Source organism: Desulfolutivibrio sulfodismutans DSM 3696 (assembly GCF_013376455.1).
Classification (GTDB): Bacteria; Desulfobacterota; Desulfovibrionia; order Desulfovibrionales; family Desulfovibrionaceae; genus Desulfolutivibrio; species Desulfolutivibrio sulfodismutans.
Window position 1 is genome coordinate 3,538,187 of sequence record NZ_CP045504.1, and the last position, 16,753, is coordinate 3,554,939.

Annotated in this window: 18 protein-coding genes; 7 read left to right on the forward strand and 11 right to left on the reverse strand. The window is 66.5% G+C overall.

Annotated features, from left to right (window positions below):
* Nucleotides 1-123: 123 nt before the first annotated feature.
* The 5 genes from GD606_RS16205 (at nt 124) to GD606_RS16225 (ending at nt 3,379) form a co-directional block, all read left to right on the forward strand.
* Entirely contained in the window at nt 124-1,239 is a 1,116-nt protein-coding gene (locus GD606_RS16205; RefSeq protein ID WP_163302325.1) for an AAA family ATPase, read from the forward strand.
* Nucleotides 1,240-1,464: 225 nt separating this feature from the next.
* Complete coding sequence (locus GD606_RS16210) at nt 1,465-1,896, forward strand: hypothetical protein (protein WP_163302324.1); 432 nt, start codon at nt 1,465-1,467, stop codon at nt 1,894-1,896.
* Between the two features lie 59 nt (nt 1,897-1,955).
* A complete protein-coding gene (locus GD606_RS16215) occupies nt 1,956-2,729 on the forward strand; it encodes an amino acid ABC transporter permease (RefSeq protein ID WP_246298847.1) in 774 nt (257 codons plus the stop codon).
* Between the two features lie 26 nt (nt 2,730-2,755).
* Nucleotides 2,756-3,007 (forward strand): glutaredoxin family protein, encoded by a 252-nt coding sequence (locus GD606_RS16220; RefSeq protein ID WP_163302323.1) that lies wholly within the window; start codon nt 2,756-2,758, stop codon nt 3,005-3,007.
* A gap of 27 nt (nt 3,008-3,034) precedes the next feature.
* Nucleotides 3,035-3,379, forward strand: a complete 345-nt coding sequence (locus GD606_RS16225; RefSeq protein WP_163302322.1) for a ferredoxin-thioredoxin reductase catalytic domain-containing protein — start codon at nt 3,035-3,037, stop codon at nt 3,377-3,379.
* A 20-nt stretch (nt 3,380-3,399) separates the two neighbouring features.
* Here the strand turns inward: GD606_RS16225 and GD606_RS16230 are convergent, their stop codons facing one another.
* The 11 genes from GD606_RS16230 to thrB all read right to left on the reverse strand — a co-directional run bounded on the left by GD606_RS16230 (nt 3,400) and on the right by thrB (nt 15,230).
* Nucleotides 3,400-4,197 (reverse strand): phosphate ABC transporter ATP-binding protein, encoded by a 798-nt coding sequence (locus tag GD606_RS16230; RefSeq protein ID WP_246298848.1) that lies wholly within the window; start codon nt 4,195-4,197, stop codon nt 3,400-3,402.
* Nucleotides 4,194-5,114: a PstA family ABC transporter permease gene (locus tag GD606_RS16235; RefSeq protein ID WP_246298850.1), complete on the reverse strand. Its 921-nt coding sequence runs from the start codon at nt 5,112-5,114 to the stop codon at nt 4,194-4,196. The genes GD606_RS16230 and GD606_RS16235 overlap by 4 nt, the downstream gene beginning before the upstream one ends.
* Complete coding sequence (locus GD606_RS16240) at nt 5,111-6,055, reverse strand: PstC family ABC transporter permease (RefSeq protein ID WP_246298851.1); 945 nt, start codon at nt 6,053-6,055, stop codon at nt 5,111-5,113. Before GD606_RS16240 ends, GD606_RS16235 begins: the two co-directional genes overlap by 4 nt.
* An 85-nt stretch (nt 6,056-6,140) precedes the next feature.
* Complete coding sequence (locus tag GD606_RS16245) at nt 6,141-6,980, reverse strand: phosphate ABC transporter substrate-binding protein (RefSeq protein ID WP_163302321.1); 840 nt, start codon at nt 6,978-6,980, stop codon at nt 6,141-6,143.
* A gap of 291 nt (nt 6,981-7,271) precedes the next feature.
* The gene (locus tag GD606_RS16250; RefSeq protein WP_246298852.1) at nt 7,272-8,324 is read right to left on the reverse strand and encodes an HlyD family secretion protein; all 1,053 of its coding nucleotides are present in this window, start codon (nt 8,322-8,324) and stop codon (nt 7,272-7,274) included.
* A gap of 8 nt (nt 8,325-8,332) precedes the next feature.
* Nucleotides 8,333-9,070 carry an ABC transporter ATP-binding protein gene (locus tag GD606_RS16255; protein WP_163302319.1) on the reverse strand — a complete coding sequence of 246 codons (738 nt, stop codon included), beginning with the start codon at nt 9,068-9,070 and terminating at the stop codon, nt 8,333-8,335.
* A gap of 3 nt (nt 9,071-9,073) precedes the next feature.
* Nucleotides 9,074-10,204 (reverse strand): FtsX-like permease family protein, encoded by a 1,131-nt coding sequence (locus tag GD606_RS16260; protein WP_163302318.1) that lies wholly within the window; start codon nt 10,202-10,204, stop codon nt 9,074-9,076.
* Between the two features lie 361 nt (nt 10,205-10,565).
* Entirely contained in the window at nt 10,566-13,016 is a 2,451-nt protein-coding gene (locus GD606_RS16265; RefSeq protein ID WP_163302317.1) for a glycosyltransferase, read from the reverse strand.
* A 378-nt stretch (nt 13,017-13,394) separates the two neighbouring features.
* Nucleotides 13,395-13,790, reverse strand: coding sequence for a hypothetical protein (locus GD606_RS16270; protein ID WP_163302316.1), 396 nt, complete (start codon nt 13,788-13,790; stop codon nt 13,395-13,397).
* Between the two features lie 253 nt (nt 13,791-14,043).
* Complete coding sequence (locus GD606_RS16275; RefSeq protein WP_163302315.1) at nt 14,044-14,631, reverse strand: CxxCxxCC domain-containing protein; 588 nt, start codon at nt 14,629-14,631, stop codon at nt 14,044-14,046.
* Nucleotides 14,628-15,230, reverse strand: coding sequence for a homoserine kinase (thrB, locus tag GD606_RS16280; RefSeq protein ID WP_163302314.1), 603 nt, complete (start codon nt 15,228-15,230; stop codon nt 14,628-14,630). The genes GD606_RS16275 and thrB overlap by 4 nt, the downstream gene beginning before the upstream one ends.
* A gap of 164 nt (nt 15,231-15,394) precedes the next feature.
* Here thrB and GD606_RS16285 point away from each other — a divergent pair, with 164 nt between their 5' ends.
* A complete protein-coding gene (locus GD606_RS16285; protein ID WP_163302313.1) occupies nt 15,395-16,165 on the forward strand; it encodes a CBS domain-containing protein in 771 nt (256 codons plus the stop codon).
* Between the two features lie 108 nt (nt 16,166-16,273).
* Nucleotides 16,274-16,711 carry a thioredoxin gene (gene trxA, locus GD606_RS16290; RefSeq protein WP_163302312.1) on the forward strand — a complete coding sequence of 146 codons (438 nt, stop codon included), beginning with the start codon at nt 16,274-16,276 and terminating at the stop codon, nt 16,709-16,711.
* The last annotated feature ends 42 nt before the right edge of the window (nt 16,712-16,753 follow it).

Consider the following 16,753-nt stretch of genomic DNA (forward strand, 5'->3'; position numbering starts at 1 on the left):
CGAACGTCGGCTACCTAGCAGAAGACGAAGAAAAAATGAAGCCGGGGCGGCCGCTTGCCCGGGGGCGTTGAAGCGGCTAGGATGCCCGGGACGGAAATATACCCGCGGCCAAGGAGCCAAAAAATGTCCCGCATGTTTTTACCCCGCGACATCAACGCCTACCTGACCTCCAAGGTGCTCGGACAGGCCGGGGTTCTGCGCCTCATCAGCGTCTCCATCTACAAGCACATCCATGGCCTAAAGGCCGGAAACGTCCTTTTCATCGGCAACAGCGGCACGGGCAAGACCACGGTCATGCGGGCCATCAACCAGTTCTACGAAGACCACGACGAGCTTGCGGCCTTTCGGACCATGGTCATCATCAACGCCAACACCCTGGCCCCGGAGGTGGAGGGCGAGGACCGGGCCACGCGGCTTTTTCGGCGCATCGAGGCCCGGGTGCGGGCCCTTTGCGGCGGCGACCTGACGGCCGCCCAGCTCAAGGCGGCCATGGAAAACGCCACGGTATGCGTGGACGAGGTGGACAAGATTTCCGCCCGGGTGTCGGGCAAGGCCAACGTGGAAGGCATCACCACCCAGTATGCCCTGTTGACCCTGCTTGAGGGCGAGGACATCCTGTATCGCACCGAGGTGGTGGACGAAGACGGCGTGCGGCGTCTGGCCGACATCGCCGTGGACACCTCCAAGCTGCTTTTTATCTGCGGCGGGGCCTTTGAAGAGCTTTTCGACCAGGTCTACACCCTGCTCGTCAACCGCAAGGACGAGCGCCGCCTCAAGGAGACCTCCGAGGTGGACCGCCAGCCCGACGGCACGGTCAAGGTGCGCACGGTGGTGCGGTTCAAGCTCAAGGACTATCTGCGGCTGTCGGACATGTTCACCTACGGCATGATGCCCCAGTTCGTGTCGCGTTTCAGCTCCATCGCCCTTTTCGAGGAGCTTGGCCGCGAGGAGCTTAAAAAGATCATGCTCACGGCCGACGATTCGCCGCTTCGGGCCTCGCGCGACTATTTCAAGCACATGGGCGTGACCCTGCGGCTGACGGACAAGGCCCTGGACCTCATCGCCGAGCACGCCATGAAAAACACCCGCATCGGCGCGCGGGCCCTGCGCGAGATCTATACCGGGCTCATCGCCGACTACGAATTCGACCCGAGCTCGTCGCCAAAACTCGTCACCACGGACAGCGGCCAGGTGCTGACCATCGACCAGGAGGCCGTGGCGGACTACCTGGCGGGATAGACGTGCGGGCGCTCTGTGCCGTCCGTACAAAGCGATACGCAGATGAGGCAGGCCGTTGGCCGTTTTATGGGCTGCGGCACGGGAAGCTCGGGGCGGCGTCGGGCGGCGTTTTTTGGCTTCGGGGTGGGGCGCGGGCCTTGCAGCGGGCGCAGGGATGCGCTGTGGGGCTGGGAAGTCCCGGCCTTTCGGTTCGGTCAACGGCAATCATGGAGTAAGGAGTGCGGCATGAGGCGAGGAGCGGTTTTGATTTTGGCGGCGGGCGTGATCCTTCTGGCTGCAATGTCGGCGACAGCCCAAACGTCGGGCCAAACGTCGGGCCAGACCATGGCCCAGGGGCCGGACACGGCCGTTCAGGCGGCCGAACAGGTGGTCATTCATTTCTTCGTGGTTCCCCGGGTCTTGCCCGGCGGCAAGGAGGCGGCCGGGAAGTTCCCGGAGTTGCGCAAATTTCTGGCCAAGACCGCCGGGGGCTATTCCCAACTCGGCAGTTGCGACGGCGGGGCGCTTCTGCCTTCCGGCGAGGTGCGCGCCGAGACCAACATCTGCTTCATGGTGTCGGCCTCGCGCGACGTGTCGGCGGAGATCGCGGCCTATCTGAAGACACATTTCGAGAACAAGTCGCCGTTCGTCCTGTCCTGGCCGGGTAGCCGTCATTGAGCCCAGGCGGGGCCTTCGGGGGCCTGCATCCGGATTCCGGCCCGGCCCGGCGGCGGGGCGTGTTCGGGCGGCTGGTCGCCGTGCCGCGCCCCGTGGCCCGGATCGTGCTCCTGACGGCCTTTGCGGCGGGCCTGTACGTCGTGCTGTCGAACATCCGCTACCACTGGGACTGGGGCGTGGTGTGGGCCTACCGGGAGATCTACCTGTACGGCCTTTTGACCACCATGGCCGTCTCGGCCGGGGCCATGGCCCTGGGGCTTGTGCTCGGGGTGTCCGCCGGGCTGGCCTCGGTGTCCCGGGGGGCGTGGCTGCCGGAACTGGCGGCGCTGTACGTGGGGGCCTTCCGGGGCACGCCGCTTCTGGTGCAGGTGCTCATTTTCTATTTTTGCGTGGGGGTGGTGGTGCGCCTGGACAGCCCCTACGTCATCGGGGCCGTGACTCTGGCCTTTTTTTCCGGGGCCTACATCTCGGAGATGGTCCGGGCGGGCATCGAGTCCGTGGATTCGGGGCAGTGGGAGGCGGCGGCCGGGACCGGGCTGACCCATGCCCAGACGCTTCGGCATGTGATCCTGCCCCAGGCGCTCCGGCGCATGGTGCCGCCGGTGACCGGGCAGTTCGTGTCGCTGATCAAGGATTCGTCGCTGTTGTCGATCATCGCCGTGCGGGAGCTGACCAAGGCCGCCGAGGTGGTCAACGCCGCAACGTACCGCACTTTCGAGACGTATCTGCCCCTGGCGGCGCTGTATCTGCTTCTGACCTGGCCTCTGTCGCGCTTGACCCGTCGTCTGGAAAGGGGAATACATCCGCATATGGCGGATGGCCGCCGCAGGTAACATCCATTTTTTGAAAAGGAGCTCCCATGGCCCCAAACGTCAAGGTCTTCGCCCTGTCCACCTGCATTCACTGCAAGCAGGCCAAGCAGTTTCTCGACGACAAAAACGTGACCTACGAATGCGTGCATGTGGACCTTCTGACCGGCGACGACCGCAAGCAGGTCATCGAAGAGGTCAAAAAAGTCAATCCGTCCCTGTCGTTTCCGACCATCGTCATCGGCGACACGGTCATCGTCGGCTTTCGCAAGGACGACATCCTGACCGCCCTGGGGGGATAGGCCATGAGTCCCGAAAAAGGAGCGCCCATGACGGCGCAACGGCTCTATGAGCAACTGAAGACATTCCAGGAGTCCAAGGGGTACTTTTTCAACGACGACAAGGACATGACCCTGGCCCTGCTGGACAGCCTTCTGGTCAACAAGGAGCGTCTGGGCTACATGGCCTGTCCCTGTCGGCTGGCCAGCGGCGACTACGAGGCGGACAAGGACATGCTGTGCCCGTGCACCTACCGGGCGCCGGACGTGGCGGAATACGGGGCCTGCTTTTGCGGCCTGTACGTGTCCCGGGCCTGGCTCGACGGGTCGATCCCCCGGGTGACCGTGCCCGAGAGACGGCCGCCGGAGAAGGTGCTGGCCGGGCTTGGGTTGTAACATCTCGGCATGGCAGGAGGTTAAAAAACATCCTCCATGCATTGCGCCAGGGACTCGCCCCGGGCCAGTTCAGCCGCCGCGAACCGGGCCGACACCTGGCCCCGTCGCATGACCACCATGTGGTCCGCCATCCGGGCCGCCGATCCCAGCCCATGGGAGACCACCACCAGGGCGTAGCGTTCCCGCAGCCCGGAAAGCAGTTCCTCGATAGCCCGGACGGCCATGAAATCCAACGACGCCGCCGGTTCGTCCAAAAGCAGCACATCGGGCTCCAGGGCCATGGCCCGGGCCAGGCACAGCCGTTGGGCCTGCCCCCCGGACAGGGTCTTGGCCGGGGCCTCCAGGCGGTCTTTCACCTCATCCCACAGTCGGGCCGCAACAAGCGCCTCCCGGGTCGCCTCCCTGGCCTCGGCCTTGCCCATCCCCAGGACATGGCGCAGGGGCATGGTGAGGTTGGCCGCGATGGACAGGGGCAGCAGGTTGGGGGTCTGGAAGACCATGCCCACCCGCCGCCGCAGTTCCGTGACCGGAAAGGCCCGGTCGTGGATGTCCAGGGGGTGGCCGTCCAGGGAATACAGCACGCGTCCGGTGGTCCGGCAGCCGTCGAAGCATTCGTTTAAGCGGTTTAGGGCCCGCAAAAGGGTGGTCTTGCCCGAGCCGGAGCGGCCCACGATCACGGTCAGGGCGTTGCCCGCCACGTCGAGGTCCACTCCGGACAGGGCCGCACGTCCCGCAAAGGACACGCCAAGGCCGCGCACGGCCATGACCACGCCCGGGGGCAGGCTGTTTCCCGGGTCGCGGGTTGTGTCCGCGCTCATCGCATCTCCTCCATGCCGTAGCGTCCCTCCACCAGCCGCGACCCGGCCCGGGCGCAGATGAAAAGACCCACCGCCAGACACAAAAGGACCAGGGCCGCGCCGTAGGCCCGGGTCAGTTCGTCCGGGGTCTGATACTGGGCCGAGGTGTAGTAGATGTAAAAGGGCAGGGCCTCGAACTTGCCGAACAGCCCGGACGGCAGCCCGGCCCCGACCACCACCCCGGTCATCAGAATCACCGCCGTATCCTCACAGGCCCGGCCCACGGCCAGGATGACGCCGCCGAAGATCCCTCTTCGGGCTTCAGGCACGAGCACCCCGGCCACGGTACGCCAGGTGGACAGGCCCAGGCTCGGCCCCAAAAGGCGCATGGCGTCGGGCAGAGCGTCCAGAGCCCCGGCCGTGGCCCCCACCACATAGGGCAGGATCAGAAGGGCCATGCTCGCAGCGGCCAGAAGCAGGCAGGTGTTGGCCTGGGGCAAAAAGGTGCGGCGCAAAAAAAGGATCAGGGCGAATCCGAAAAGGCCCATGAGGATGGACGGAATCCCGGCCAGCACGTCCACCCCCAGGCGCAGCAGGCGGCGCAGCCGTCCCCGGGCGAAAAGAGACAGGGAGATGCCCCCGGCCACTCCCAGGGGCACGGCCATGGCCGAGGTCAGGGCCACCAGGGCCAGGGTTCCGGCGCAGGCGGGCCAGATGCCGTCCCATACCGGCCGCCGGGCGAGGATGGCGGCCAGGGCGGGAACATCCCCGAAAAAAAGGTCGCCGCCGAGGGCCGGTCCGGCCTCGTACACCAGATATCCCACCAGGAAGGCCACGGGGAGCGTCGCCGCCAGGGCGCATCCCCAGGACGCCATCCGGGCTGCGCGCTCCAGGCCGCGTCCCGGCGCGGCCCTGTCCGCACGGGATTGGGCGGTCATGCCTGATCCCCGCGCGGGGTGTCGCGCCGCACCCAGGCCAGGGCCAGATTGACCCCGGCGGTTACGCAAAAAAGGATCATGCCGCAGGCGAACAGCGAGGCGTAGGCCAGACTGGTGCTGTCCGTGGCGGCCACCAGGGCGATGTGGGAGGTCAACGGGCGCATGGAATCCAGGAGCGAACGGGGCAGGGCCACGGCATTCCCTGCCAACATCAGGGGAATCAGGGCGTCGCCCACGGCCCGGCCGAACCCCAGGGCGGCGGCCGCGAAAAGTCCCCGGCGGCAGCCCGGCAGGACCACGAACAGCAGGGCCGCACCCTGTCCCAGGCCCAGGGCCGCCGCCGTCAACCGGGTGCGCCCGGCCACGGCAACCATTTCGCCGTCCAGGATGAGCACCACGGTGGGCAGGATCAAAAGCGTAAGCACCAGCATGGCCGACAGCCAGGAGAAGCCGGAGCCGCCGAAGGCCCCGCGCACGGCCGGAACCAGGGTTGCGGCGGCCACGAATCCGTAGACCACCGTGGGCACGGCGGTCATGAGCCGGACCACGGTCCGTAACATCCCGGCCACCCGGCGCGGCCCCAGGCCGTTTAGAAACAGGCAGACCCCGACGCCCAGGGGATAGGCCAGGGCGAAGGCCGAAAGCGACAGGCCGAAGGTGGCGGCGGCCATGGACAGGATGCCGAACTGGTTTCGGACGGGGTTCCAGGTTGGCGAGAGCACGGCGAATATCCCGCCCGAGGTGAACATGGGCAGGGTGAAAACGGCCAGGAAGACGAACACCGTGGCCACGGCCAAAAGGGCCGCAAACCCAGAGGCCTGGAAGGCCCGACGCACCAGGGCCTCGCCCCGGGGGGCGCGCCGGGAGGGCGGGAAAACATGGGGCATGGCGTAAGCCGGTCGGCCGGGGGATGCGCCTGCGGCCGTCCGCGTGGTCTTCATGGTGCGCTGCGCCTGAGCCCCCGGCCGGGCGCGCGGCCGGGCCGGGGGGTGTTCGGGCCGCCTGGGGCGCGGCCGGGGGAAAGCATCAGTTAAGCGGAATGTATCCGGCGGCGGTGATGTAGCCCTTGCCGTCGGGGCCGAGGATATAGTCGATGAAGGCCTTGGCCAGGCCCGTGGGCTGGCCCTTGGTGTTCATGTACAGCTTACGGGTGACGGGATAGGCGCCGTCGCTGGCTTTTTTCTGGTCCGGGACCACGCCGTCCAGGGCCGGGGCCTTCACCGTGGCGTCCAGATGGCCGATGCTCACGTAGCCGACGCCGCCCTTGTCCTTGCCCACGGCCACCTTCATGGCCCCGTTGGAGGCCACCACATTGGCCGTGGCGGCTACGTCGCCCTTTTTCAGCAGTTTTTCCCAGAACACCTCGCGGGTGCCGCTGGCCTCGTCCCGGGTATAGAGGATGATGGCCGCGTCCGCGCCGCCCACTTCCTTCCAGTTGGCGATCTTTCCGGCGAAGATGTCCTTGACCTGCTGGGAAGTCAGGGCGGCCACGCCGTTTTCGGGATTGACCACCACGGCCACGCCGTCGATGGCGAAGGGAAAGGAGACCAGCCCGTACTTGGCGACTTCTTCTTCCGTCAGGGCGCGGCCGGTGTTGCCGATGGCCACCAGCCCTTCGCCGACCTTCTGCACGCCCACACCCGAGCCGCCGGCGGCGATGGTTACGGTCACGGCCGGATTGGCCTCCATGACGGCCTTGGCCGCGTCCTTCATGACCGGGATGTGGGCCGTGCCCCCGGCGATGTCCAGGTTTCCGGACAGGCCCTTGAAGGCGTCGAGACCGGCGGCGAAGGCCGAGGGGGACGCAAGCAGGCACAGGGTGGCGGCGAAAAGGGCAAGGGCACGGCGAAGGGACGTTGCAGGCATCAGGTACCTCCTGGAATGGGAAAAGGGGGACGACAGGCCGCCTTACGGGGCGTCACGCAAAGGTCGCAAAAGTTTGGATACCTGTCTGGAGGTGGTATCGGCAAATAGAAAAAACAAATGATTATACGAGATTGAAATAGAAATACATGATACGTTGAGGCTGGATCTCCTTTTGGCGGGCCGTTGGAACGATGGCCTTTTCCACGTTTTGGAGGTGTGGTCGCAGACATCCGCCAACCGTTACGGGATTCCAAAGGGCGAAGCCCTTTGGCCGCCGGAGGCTTCTCCCCCCTATTTCTCCGGCTCCCCTTCCACAATGACGAACACATCCATGCGCAGCCCTACGGGCAGCCCGGGCTGATCCAGGTCGATGACCACCTCCAGGATGCGGGTGTCGTTTTTTTCGGCCGGGTCGTCGGTACGCACGTTCTTGCGCCCCAAAATTTTGGCCACCCGGAACACCGTACCCCAGAACCTGCGTTCGCCGTAGGCGTCGGCCACCATGTAGGCCCGCTGCCCCTCACGCACCTTGGCGATGTCCTTTTCGTCCACGTCGGCCCGCACCCGCAGCCGCCCGATGTCTCCCACGGTGACCACCGGCGTGTCGAAGGATACGGACACCATTTCTCCGGCCCGGCGATGTTTGCGCAGCACCACCCCGTCGATGGGCGAGCGGATCTCGGCCTTGGCCGCGTAGGCCTTGGAACGGTCCAGGGTGGCCCGGGCCTCGTCCGTAAGCGCCCAGGCCCGTTTGATGTCCTCGGCCCGGGACGGGTCGTCCACCAGGTGGAAGCGTTGCCGGGCGGCCTCCACGCGCTGCCGGGAGACCAGGTATTCCTTCTCGGCCCGGTCGGCCTCTTCCTTGGCCAGCACCTCCCCGGCCAGCAGCTTTTCGCGCCGCTCGTGCTCCAGCCGGGCCTGACGCATGACCGTGTCGGCCTCGGCCAGCGCCGCCTGGGCCTCCTTGCGCTCCATGCTGCGCGCCCCGGCCAGGATCTTTTCAAGCTCCGCCTCCCGGGCGGCCAGGGCGGCCTGGGCGGCGGCCACGGCGGCCTTGAGATCGGCATCCCACAGCCGGGCCAACACCTGCTCGCGGCGCACCGTGTCGCCTTCCTCCACCAGCACCTCGGTGATCTTGCCCGCGATGTCGAAGCCCAGGCGCATCTCCTCGCTTACCGGCTCCACCCGGCCCGGCGCGGCCACCCAGACCAGCTTGCCGGTTGCGCCGCCGTTTGGCGCGGAAGCGGCCGGACCTGCCGCCGGGGGAGCCGGTGTTTCCACTCCGGCCAGGGCCGCCGTGGCCAGGGCCGCCACCGTGGCCAGGACCAGTGCATATCGTTTCAAACAGGGTCTCATGCCGGTACGCCGCCTTGGGTGATGCGCCCGTCTTCAATGGAGACGGTGCGATCCGCAAATTCCAGGATGCGCGGGTCGTGGGTGACGATGACCACCCCCCGGCCGCGCTCCAGGGCCAATTGCCGCAAAAGTCCGATGACCAGCCGTCCGTTCTCGGAGTCCAGGGCCGCCGTGGGCTCGTCGGCCAGGATGATCTCCGGTTCCCCGGCCAGGGCCCGGGCGATGGCCACCCGCTGCTTCTGGCCGCCGCTCAAATCCTCGGGCCGCATGGGGGCCTTGTCCGCCAGCCCCACGGCCTTAAGGGCCGCCGTGACCCGGTCCCGGGCCTCCTGGCCGCGTATGCCCTTGAGGTCCAGGGCCACCTGGATGTTCTCGGCGGCGGTCAGGGTACGGAAGAGGTTGTAGTTTTGGAAGATGAACCCGAAATGGGCCAGGCGCAGGGCGGACAGTTCCTTTTCAGGCAATCCGGCCGCCTCCCGGCCCTTGATGCGCAGGCTGCCCGAGGTGGGGGAGAGGATGCAGCCCAGGATGGACAACAGGGTGGTCTTGCCGCTGCCCGACGGCCCCATGAACAGGGCCACCTCCCCGGCCCGCACGTCCAGGTCCACGCCGCGCAGGGCCGGGACCGTGACGTGGCCGGTGCGAAATTCCTTGGTCAGGCCGCGCACGCTCACCAGGGGGTGGCCGTTTTGGGTCTCGTCGGGCGGGGCGGCGGGGGATGTCGTGTCGGCCATGCCCTAGGCCCCCTTGAAGACCATGGCCGGGTCGATGCGGGTGACCCGGTTGATGGACACGAAGGCCGCGGCCACGCACATGACCACGGTCAAAAAGAACAGCCCCACGGACATCTTCCAGGTCAAAAGGATGGAGGCCCCGCCGGCCTCGGCCAGATGCACCAGCAGGTGGCTGAGCGCGATGCCCGGCACGTAGCCCACCACGGCGGCGGCCACGGCCTGGGCCATGATGATCCTGTACAGGTAGCCGTTTCTGGCCCCCATGGCCCGCAGGGTGCCGAATTCCGGCAGATGGTCCATGGTCGTGGCGTACAAGGTCTGGGCCACCACCACCCCGCCGACGACCAATCCCAGCCCGGCGGCGATGACCAGGGCCATGCCCGCGCCGGTGGTGAACATCCAGTACCACTGGGTCTTTTGGGCGAACTCCTCCCGGGTGAACACGTCCACGTCGCTGACCTGCGCGGCGATGGCCGCCCGGAGTTCCTTGGGGTCCACCCCGGGCTCGGCCAGGATGAGCACGTAGGTGAGCTGGTCGGGCTTTAAATGGGTGAAGTTGAGGGCGTTTTGGAAGGAGGTGAAGACGTAGGGCGAGGTGGTGAACGACCGGATGCCCCGGGTCAGGCCCACCACCCGGGCCCGGCGTTCGCTGATCTCGGCGGACTCCCCGATGCCGGTGATCCCGAGTTTTTGCAGGTAGAGTTCGTCGATGATCACCGTGTCGCGCACCGCAAGGGCCGCGATGGAGCCCTGGACCATGGCCCAGGGTTTTCCCAGGCCGGACTGGAGGTCAAAGCCCACCACCTCCACGCTCTCCATGCCGCCCCCGGGTTTTTTCCAGTTGGCGAACTGCACGATGAACTTTTCGGCCCGGGCCACGCCGGGGACGGAGAGCACCTGATGGTATTTGCGTTCGCGCAGGGGGTGGGTGACGTCGAAGTTGCGCACGCCCCTGGAGGCCACCCACACGTCGGCCTCGGTGTTCTCAATGACGCAGGAGGTGGCCGTGGTGAAGCCCACGAAGAGCCCGCCCTGCACGGCGATGAGCACCACGGCGAAGACGACGCCGGTTAAGGTCACGGCCAGGCGGATGCGGTCGTGCAGGAGGTTTCGCAGGGCGATGCGGTTGGTCATGGTCCGGCCTTCGCGGCGTGCAGGCGGCTGCCCGCGCCGATATGGCCCGTCCTATGGCATAGAGCAGGGGGGCGGGTAAAGGGGAGTCGTCCGGTCGAGCGGCTCCCCTGGAGCAGGCGGAAAAGACGGGCCGAGACCCTGGGATATCGCCGTGTTCATGTCCCGGGCCTGCGCCGCCATAAAGAGATACGACAGTATTCGTGTCATATTGAGACACGATTCAAGGTGGATGTGCGAAGCGACACCCCCCTTGAGGAGGCTGCCTTGTAGAGATCCCAGGCCCCCGCCCCCATGAAAAAATACGACAGTATTTTTTTATAAAATCTACAATTTCAGATGGTTGTCTGAAACTCCGTTTCGTTTACGAGGCCGCCTTGTACAGATCCCAGGCCCCCAGAAAGGCCGCATCGAAGGACCGTCCCTCCATGCTGGCCCGGGCCGCCTCGCCCATGCGGCGCAGCCGATCCGGGTCGGACACCATGTCGCGCAGGACCGTTTCCAGGCCCCGGGCGTCCATGTCCGGCACGATCACCCCGGTGATGCCCGGGATCACGTTCTCGCACGGCCCGCCCTGGTCCGAGACCACCACGGGCAGCCCCGAGGCCTGGGCCTCCAGGACCACGTTGCCGAAGGTGTCCGTGCTCGAGGGAAAGACGAACAGGTCGCTTGAGGCGTAGGCCCCGGCCAGATCCTCGCCGTCCAGGCAGCCGGTGAACAGGCTGCGGGTGTCCGCCAGGGACTGGCGCATCTCCTCCAGGTAGGGGCCGTCGCCCACCACCACCAGGTTGACGTCGGCGCGTTCGGCCGACAGGGCCCGGAAGGCGTCGGCCAGGTGATGCAGGTTTTTCTCCCGGGAGATGCGGCCCACATAGAGCAGGGTGACGCCGCCTGCCACGCCCCGTTTGGCCAGGAAACCGTTGCGTTTGGCCGGGTGGAAGCGCTCCACGTCCACCCCGCGCGGGTAGGTGCGGATTTTCTCCGGGGCCACGCCGTGCGCCTTCAGTTCCTCGCCGGTGCTGGCCGAGGGCACGAAGACCGCATCCATCTGGTTGTAATACCACACCACGTAGCGCCACATGAGCTCTTCCATGGCGTCGTCGCCGGTGAGAAGGCGCGCGTACTGGGGGATGGCCGTGTGGTAGGTGGCGTGGATGGGCAGCTTGAGTATCCGGGCGATGACCAGGGCGGCCAGCCCCACCGGGCCCGGGGTGGCCGAGTGCAGCAGGGTGAAGCCTTGTTCGTAGACGTATTCGAGCATCTCCAGAAACGGCGGATAGGAGAATTTCTGGGTGGGGTATTCCTCCAGGCGGTATTCGCCCACGGCCTTGAAGTTCATGACCCCTTCGCCCGGCAGGTCGCCCTCCTGGCCGCAGGTGACGATGGTCAGGTGCTTGCCGTGCTTGCCGGCCATGTCCAGGTGCATGCGCAGCGTCAGGGCCACGCCGTTGACCTCGGACAGGGTGTCCGTGAAATGGGCCATCCTGGCCCGGCCGGGGCGTCGTGCGCCGCCGTGGCCCTTCCCCCGCACCGCTCCGGATTCGTCCGGGACGCCCACGCCGAAACGTTCGGCCACTCGGCGGCAGAACCCCCGGTCCTTGGTGAACACGGTGTAGGCCACGAAATAGGGGGCCAGAACCGTGTACAAGGCCCCGGCCGAGCCGACGCACTGGAAGATGTCGAAGAAATTGGCCCCGCGAACCTGGTCGAAAAGGTGGCTGGTGAAGTGGGAGAGCACTTTGTCCGAGACCTGGGTGACGAACCGGAACCATTCCTGTTCCAGGCACACGTCCCGGGAAAGCCCCTGTCGGGCCTGGGCATGGAACCGCTTGTCCTCGTTGATGAGTTCCCAGGCCTTGCCTCGGAACAGATCGTTTAAGGACGCCCCGGGCTTTACGCTCCCGCCGCTGCGGCCCATGCCCGAAAAAAACGTCCGGGCCTTGAAGACCATGCCGGTTTTTTCCTCGGGGTTGCCGGACAGGAAACGGTCCACGAATTTGAGGAAGAGGTCTTTGTCCACGTACTTGGCGAAGTTGAATTTGCTTTTGTAGAACTGGTAGGCGATGGCGTAGAGGTTTATGGCCATGGCCTTGGGGTGCGAGGGCCGCCCGGCGGGCCGGGCCCGGCCGCCGCGAAGGCCCGAGAGAAATTCCGGAAGATTCGCGGCCCCGGGCACCTCGGTGTACATGGAGGCGATGTTCAGCGACGAATGGTCGTCGGAACCGCCGGTTAAGCGTTTGATCCAGGGGGCCTCGAAGGCCGGTTCCAGGTCGTGGGCCACGGACAGCCGCTCTATGTCCTCGCTGGCGAGCCCGGCCAGGATGGCGCGCAGGATGTCGTTTTGGAAGGCGTCGCGGGTGCCGTTGATCTCGAAGTTCTCGAAGAGCAGCAGCATCTTTTCAAAGTGCTCCACGGTGAGCTTGTCGTTGACCCCGTAGAGGGGATGGGCGGCCACATGGACGATGCCCTTTTCGCGCAGATAGGGCGCCAACTCGAAGACGTTTTCCCGGACCTTCTGGATGTCGGCGTGGATGGCCTCATTGATGTCCAGGGCCAGGACGTGGATTTTGCAGCGGTCCTCGGGAAAATAGCTGGTGATTTCTTCGCTGATGAAGGCGTCGGGCAGATGGGCGATCTCCAGGGCCCCGTTTATGGTGTTGTGGTCGGCGATGGTCACCATGTCCATGCCCCGGGCCTTGGCGATGTCGTACAGACGCCTGGGCTCGGTGAAGCTCTCCGGGCAGCCGAGCTTTTGCAGGAACCACTGGGAAGGCCGTGTGGAATGCTTGGAATGGACGTGCAGATCGATTTTCATGCCGTTCTCCCTTGTTGCCGGACATGAGGGTGCAAAGCGGAATGGGACGTTCCCGCCACACGGCGGGGAAAAGATGTTTTGACGCCGTGGCGCGCCGATTCCGGGCCGACTTCCGGCCTGCGGCGGGCTTTGGCGGTGGAGACGATGGTGGCGGGTTTCCCGTGGCGGGAGGCGGCCCCGGCCGGAGCCGTTAGCGGATGGAGCGGCTGACGGCGGGCGTCCATGTGGTGTGGGGGAATACGGGTGTTTCGGGCCAAAATGCGGTCATGGACGCCATCCTCTGCCTCGTTGCTCGGGCTGGACGGCATTTACCACGCCCCCGGGCGGGGACGTGTTACAGGGGGAATGTAATCCGGTGACGTTTGGCGGGCGGGAGGATCATTCCCGCATAAGCGCCGCTTCGCCTGCAAAAAAGACGAACTGGGACGGGAGGTTGCCCCCGGAAGCGGCCCGCACCGCCGCCGTGGAGGTGAACACCGCCCGGTAGCCGAAGGACACGGACAGGCTGGTGTCCGGGCGTTTGGCCTTGGGGGCCAGGAAGAAGTCGAAGGAGACGGCCTGGGCCTCGGCCAGGCTCATGGGCAGATAGGTTTTTTCGTCCTGGGCCAGGACGTTGCCGTCCACATCGCGCAGATAGGCGGTCAGGGTCAGTTCCTGCACCCGGTCCACCCATGTGGGCAGGGTCTCGACCCGGGGGGAGGCCGTGCCCTTGATCCCGTAGCTCTCCCGGGTGGGCACTGAGGCGAACACGAACCGCCAATGGCGCATGTCCATGGTTTGTTGCGCCTGGGGGTTCCAATGGCGCGAATCCAGGTGCCGTGCCGTCAGTTCCGCACATCCCGCTGCAAAGAAAACGACCGCGAGGATGGTTATAAGCGCCCGCCGACCGGAAGGAAAACCAGACGTCCTGTTCATCACGCCTCGCCTTGCGGACCATGAGACCGCGATTGTGTGGCGCACGCCACCCAAAAAACCGTCATACGCCGCTTCACGCCGCCCGTTTCGGGCAGACAGCCTGCCGTGCCCTTCATATGCGGGGCGGCCCGGCCACGAGCATCTCGGCCAGGGTCAGGTCCACCTTGGGCAGCCTGCCCCATTTCTTGCTCAAAAGCGCCATCTCGATGGCCGCCAGCTCCCGGTACAGCGTCGTGCGGTCCATGAGCCCGGCCCCGGGAAACGCGGCCCGAAGCGACTCGCAACGCACGCAGCCTGGAAATTCCCGCACCCCGCCCGGGCCGATGAGCACATGCGGCACCCCGTGCAACCGGCAGATCATGAGCCGGTGGGCGTAGAGGCCGCAGCGCCCGTCGTCGTTCACCGGACACATGACCCGGGGGATTTCCCCCCGGGACAGGGCCTGGCGGGCCGCGTCCACGGCCTGGGCCGCGCGCGTGAGGTAGACCTGCCGCCGATCTTCGGGCAGGGCGGCCAGACCCTCGAACAGGTAGAGCCACTCCGCCCGGGTGTGGTGCTGGAAGTGGCTGATGCAACAGTTGGTGGCGCAGCCGTCGCAGGAAAACCCCAGGGGGGTCGCCACGGCGTCGTAGGCCTCGTCCATGCGCCGGTACAGGGCCGCAAGACGGCTGAAAAGCGCCCGGCGGGGTGCGCCCGTCATGCGATATCCTTTTTTTCAGGCCCGAGCCGGGGGCGAACCCAGTCCACGATGCCTGCGGCGCAGTCTTCAGGGGACATGCCGCAGGTGGCGGTCTGGTAGTCGGCCATGGCCTCGTACAGGGGTTGGCGTTCGGCAAAAACCTCTTCCAGGGACTTGCCGCCGGGCCGGGCGAATCCCCGGTCCTCGGCCGCGCCCACCCGGGCCAGAAATGTGGGCAGGTCGATGCGCAAAAAGACAACGGGACCACACTGCCTGAGGCGCTCCACGGCCTGGGGCCCGTAGACCACGCTGCCGCCGGTGGCGATCACGCAGCGCCGCAGCCACAGTCGGGAGACCACATCCTCTTCGATGCGTAAAAATTCGGTGAGCCCCTTGGCGTCGAGCAGGGCCTGCAGCGGCATCCCCCAGGTGGCCTCGATGAGCCGGTCCGTATCCAGGTGGGCAAAGCCCAGCATCCCGGCCACCAGCCGGGCCAGGGTGGATTTCCCGGCCCCGGCCATGCCCACCAGGCTCAGGCAGGGTTCGTCGCTGACCGTGCCCACAAAGGGGGGAACGCGGGGCAGAAGCGCCGGATCGAATCGTTTTTTCTCGTCGCCCATGGCCCGGCACGGTACATGAAGCGGCGGCAAAATAAAAGTTGTCCGGGGGGCGGTTTTCGCCTTCCCGAAAGCCGTCCGGGCGCGCCTTGCCGCACCCGCCTTGACTTCCCGGGGAAAGCGGCGGATATCATGCAGTTAGGCGCTCTTTCATAAGGAGCCAGGACATGTTTTCCAGAACCGTCAGCGAGATCACCGACAGGCGCCCCGCCCACGTCGCGCCGGAGGCGTCCTGGGCCGAGGTGGCCCGGGCCATGGCCGAAAGACGCCGGGGGTGCGTTTTCGTGCGCGAAAACGAGGCCGTGTCGGGCATGATCACCGAAGGGTCGCTGCTCAAATGTCTGCTGGAAGTTCCGACGGCAGAGGCCACGGCCTCACGGGCCATGCTGGCCCCCGCGCCGGGCATCGCGGTGGGCGGCATCATCCCCCACGCCTGCCGCATCCTCCAGGAAAAGCGCGTCAAGCACCTGGCGGTGTACGACACGGCCGGTCTTATGGTCGGCGTGGTCTCGGACATGGATCTGGCCACGGCCCTGGGGCTGGACTACATGATGGAGAACACCACCTGCCAGACCATCATGAGCAAAAGCGTGCTGGCCGGGCCTGCGGAAATGACCGCCAGGGCCGTGGCCCAGGCCCTGCTGGAACGCCGCATGGGCTGCATGCTCACGGTGCAGGACGGACGGCCCACGGGGATCGTCACCGAGTGGGATCTGGCCGTCAGAGGCCCTTCCCTGGCGGACGGCCTGGACAGCCCGGTCGCCGGTCTGCTGTCGTCCCCGGTGACCTGCGTGCCCCAAACCGGCATGGTCTACAAGGTCATTCTGCATCTGCGCCAAAAGGGCCAACGCCACGCCCCCGTGGTGGATGAGGCCGGCCGCATCCAGGGCATCCTGACCTTTTCGGACATCATCCGCCGCGCCGTGGGCTTCGCCTGAGTTCCTGCCCCCCGGGGACTTTCAAACCGCCGGGAAAACAGGTAGCCATGCCGCCAGGACGCGGGGCGCCTCGGGCGTCCCGGATTCCACGTCCCCGGAGGCTTCGTCATGCCCGACACCTTTCACGCTGTCTGTCCCGCCTGTCTGGCCGTCAACCGCGTCGAGCCAGGGAAGATCGTCCAGGGGCCGACCTGCGGCAAATGCCACGGCGCGCTCCTTGAGCCGCATCCCGTGACCCTGACGGCCGCGAATTTCGATGCGGTCATCGGCAAAAGCGGCCTGCCGGTCCTGGTAGACTTCTGGGCCCCCTGGTGCGCCCCGTGCCGGGCCATGGCCCCGGCCTTCGACCAGGCCGCCGCCACGCTTTTCGGGACCGTCATCCTGGCCAAGCTGGACACCCAGGAGGAACAGGACATCGCCGACCGCCTGCATATCCAGGGCGTGCCCACCATGGTCCTTTTCCGTGGCGGCCGGGAGGCGGCCCGGGTCTCGGGGGCCAAGAGCGCCTCGGACCTGGCGGCCTGGACCCGGTCGCATCTGGGCTGATCTGGGCTGATCTGGGTTGACACGAAAAAAGGACGACACGTC

Bases quoted from the DNA above. Each gene is read 5' to 3' on its own strand.
- GD606_RS16205 (WP_163302325.1), top strand. From the start codon at position 124: ATGTCCCGCATGTTTTTACCCCGCGACATCAACGCCTACCTGACCTCC.
- GD606_RS16210 (WP_163302324.1), top strand. From the start codon at position 1,465: ATGAGGCGAGGAGCGGTTTTGATTTTGGCGGCGGGCGTGATCCTTCTG.
- GD606_RS16220 (WP_163302323.1), top strand. From the start codon at position 2,756: ATGGCCCCAAACGTCAAGGTCTTCGCCCTGTCCACCTGCATTCACTGC.
- GD606_RS16225 (WP_163302322.1), top strand. From the start codon at position 3,035: ATGACGGCGCAACGGCTCTATGAGCAACTGAAGACATTCCAGGAGTCC.
- GD606_RS16230 (WP_246298848.1), bottom strand. From the start codon at position 4,197: ATGAGCGCGGACACAACCCGCGACCCGGGAAACAGCCTGCCCCCGGGC.
- GD606_RS16235 (WP_246298850.1), bottom strand. From the start codon at position 5,114: ATGACCGCCCAATCCCGTGCGGACAGGGCCGCGCCGGGACGCGGCCTG.
- GD606_RS16240 (WP_246298851.1), bottom strand. From the start codon at position 6,055: ATGAAGACCACGCGGACGGCCGCAGGCGCATCCCCCGGCCGACCGGCT.
- GD606_RS16245 (WP_163302321.1), bottom strand. From the start codon at position 6,980: ATGCCTGCAACGTCCCTTCGCCGTGCCCTTGCCCTTTTCGCCGCCACC.
- GD606_RS16255 (WP_163302319.1), bottom strand. From the start codon at position 9,070: ATGGCCGACACGACATCCCCCGCCGCCCCGCCCGACGAGACCCAAAAC.
- GD606_RS16260 (WP_163302318.1), bottom strand. From the start codon at position 10,204: ATGACCAACCGCATCGCCCTGCGAAACCTCCTGCACGACCGCATCCGC.
- GD606_RS16265 (WP_163302317.1), bottom strand. From the start codon at position 13,016: ATGAAAATCGATCTGCACGTCCATTCCAAGCATTCCACACGGCCTTCC.
- GD606_RS16270 (WP_163302316.1), bottom strand. From the start codon at position 13,790: ATGGACATGCGCCATTGGCGGTTCGTGTTCGCCTCAGTGCCCACCCGG.
- GD606_RS16275 (WP_163302315.1), bottom strand. From the start codon at position 14,631: ATGACGGGCGCACCCCGCCGGGCGCTTTTCAGCCGTCTTGCGGCCCTG.
- thrB (WP_163302314.1), bottom strand. From the start codon at position 15,230: ATGGGCGACGAGAAAAAACGATTCGATCCGGCGCTTCTGCCCCGCGTT.
- GD606_RS16285 (WP_163302313.1), top strand. From the start codon at position 15,395: ATGTTTTCCAGAACCGTCAGCGAGATCACCGACAGGCGCCCCGCCCAC.
- trxA (WP_163302312.1), top strand. From the start codon at position 16,274: ATGCCCGACACCTTTCACGCTGTCTGTCCCGCCTGTCTGGCCGTCAAC.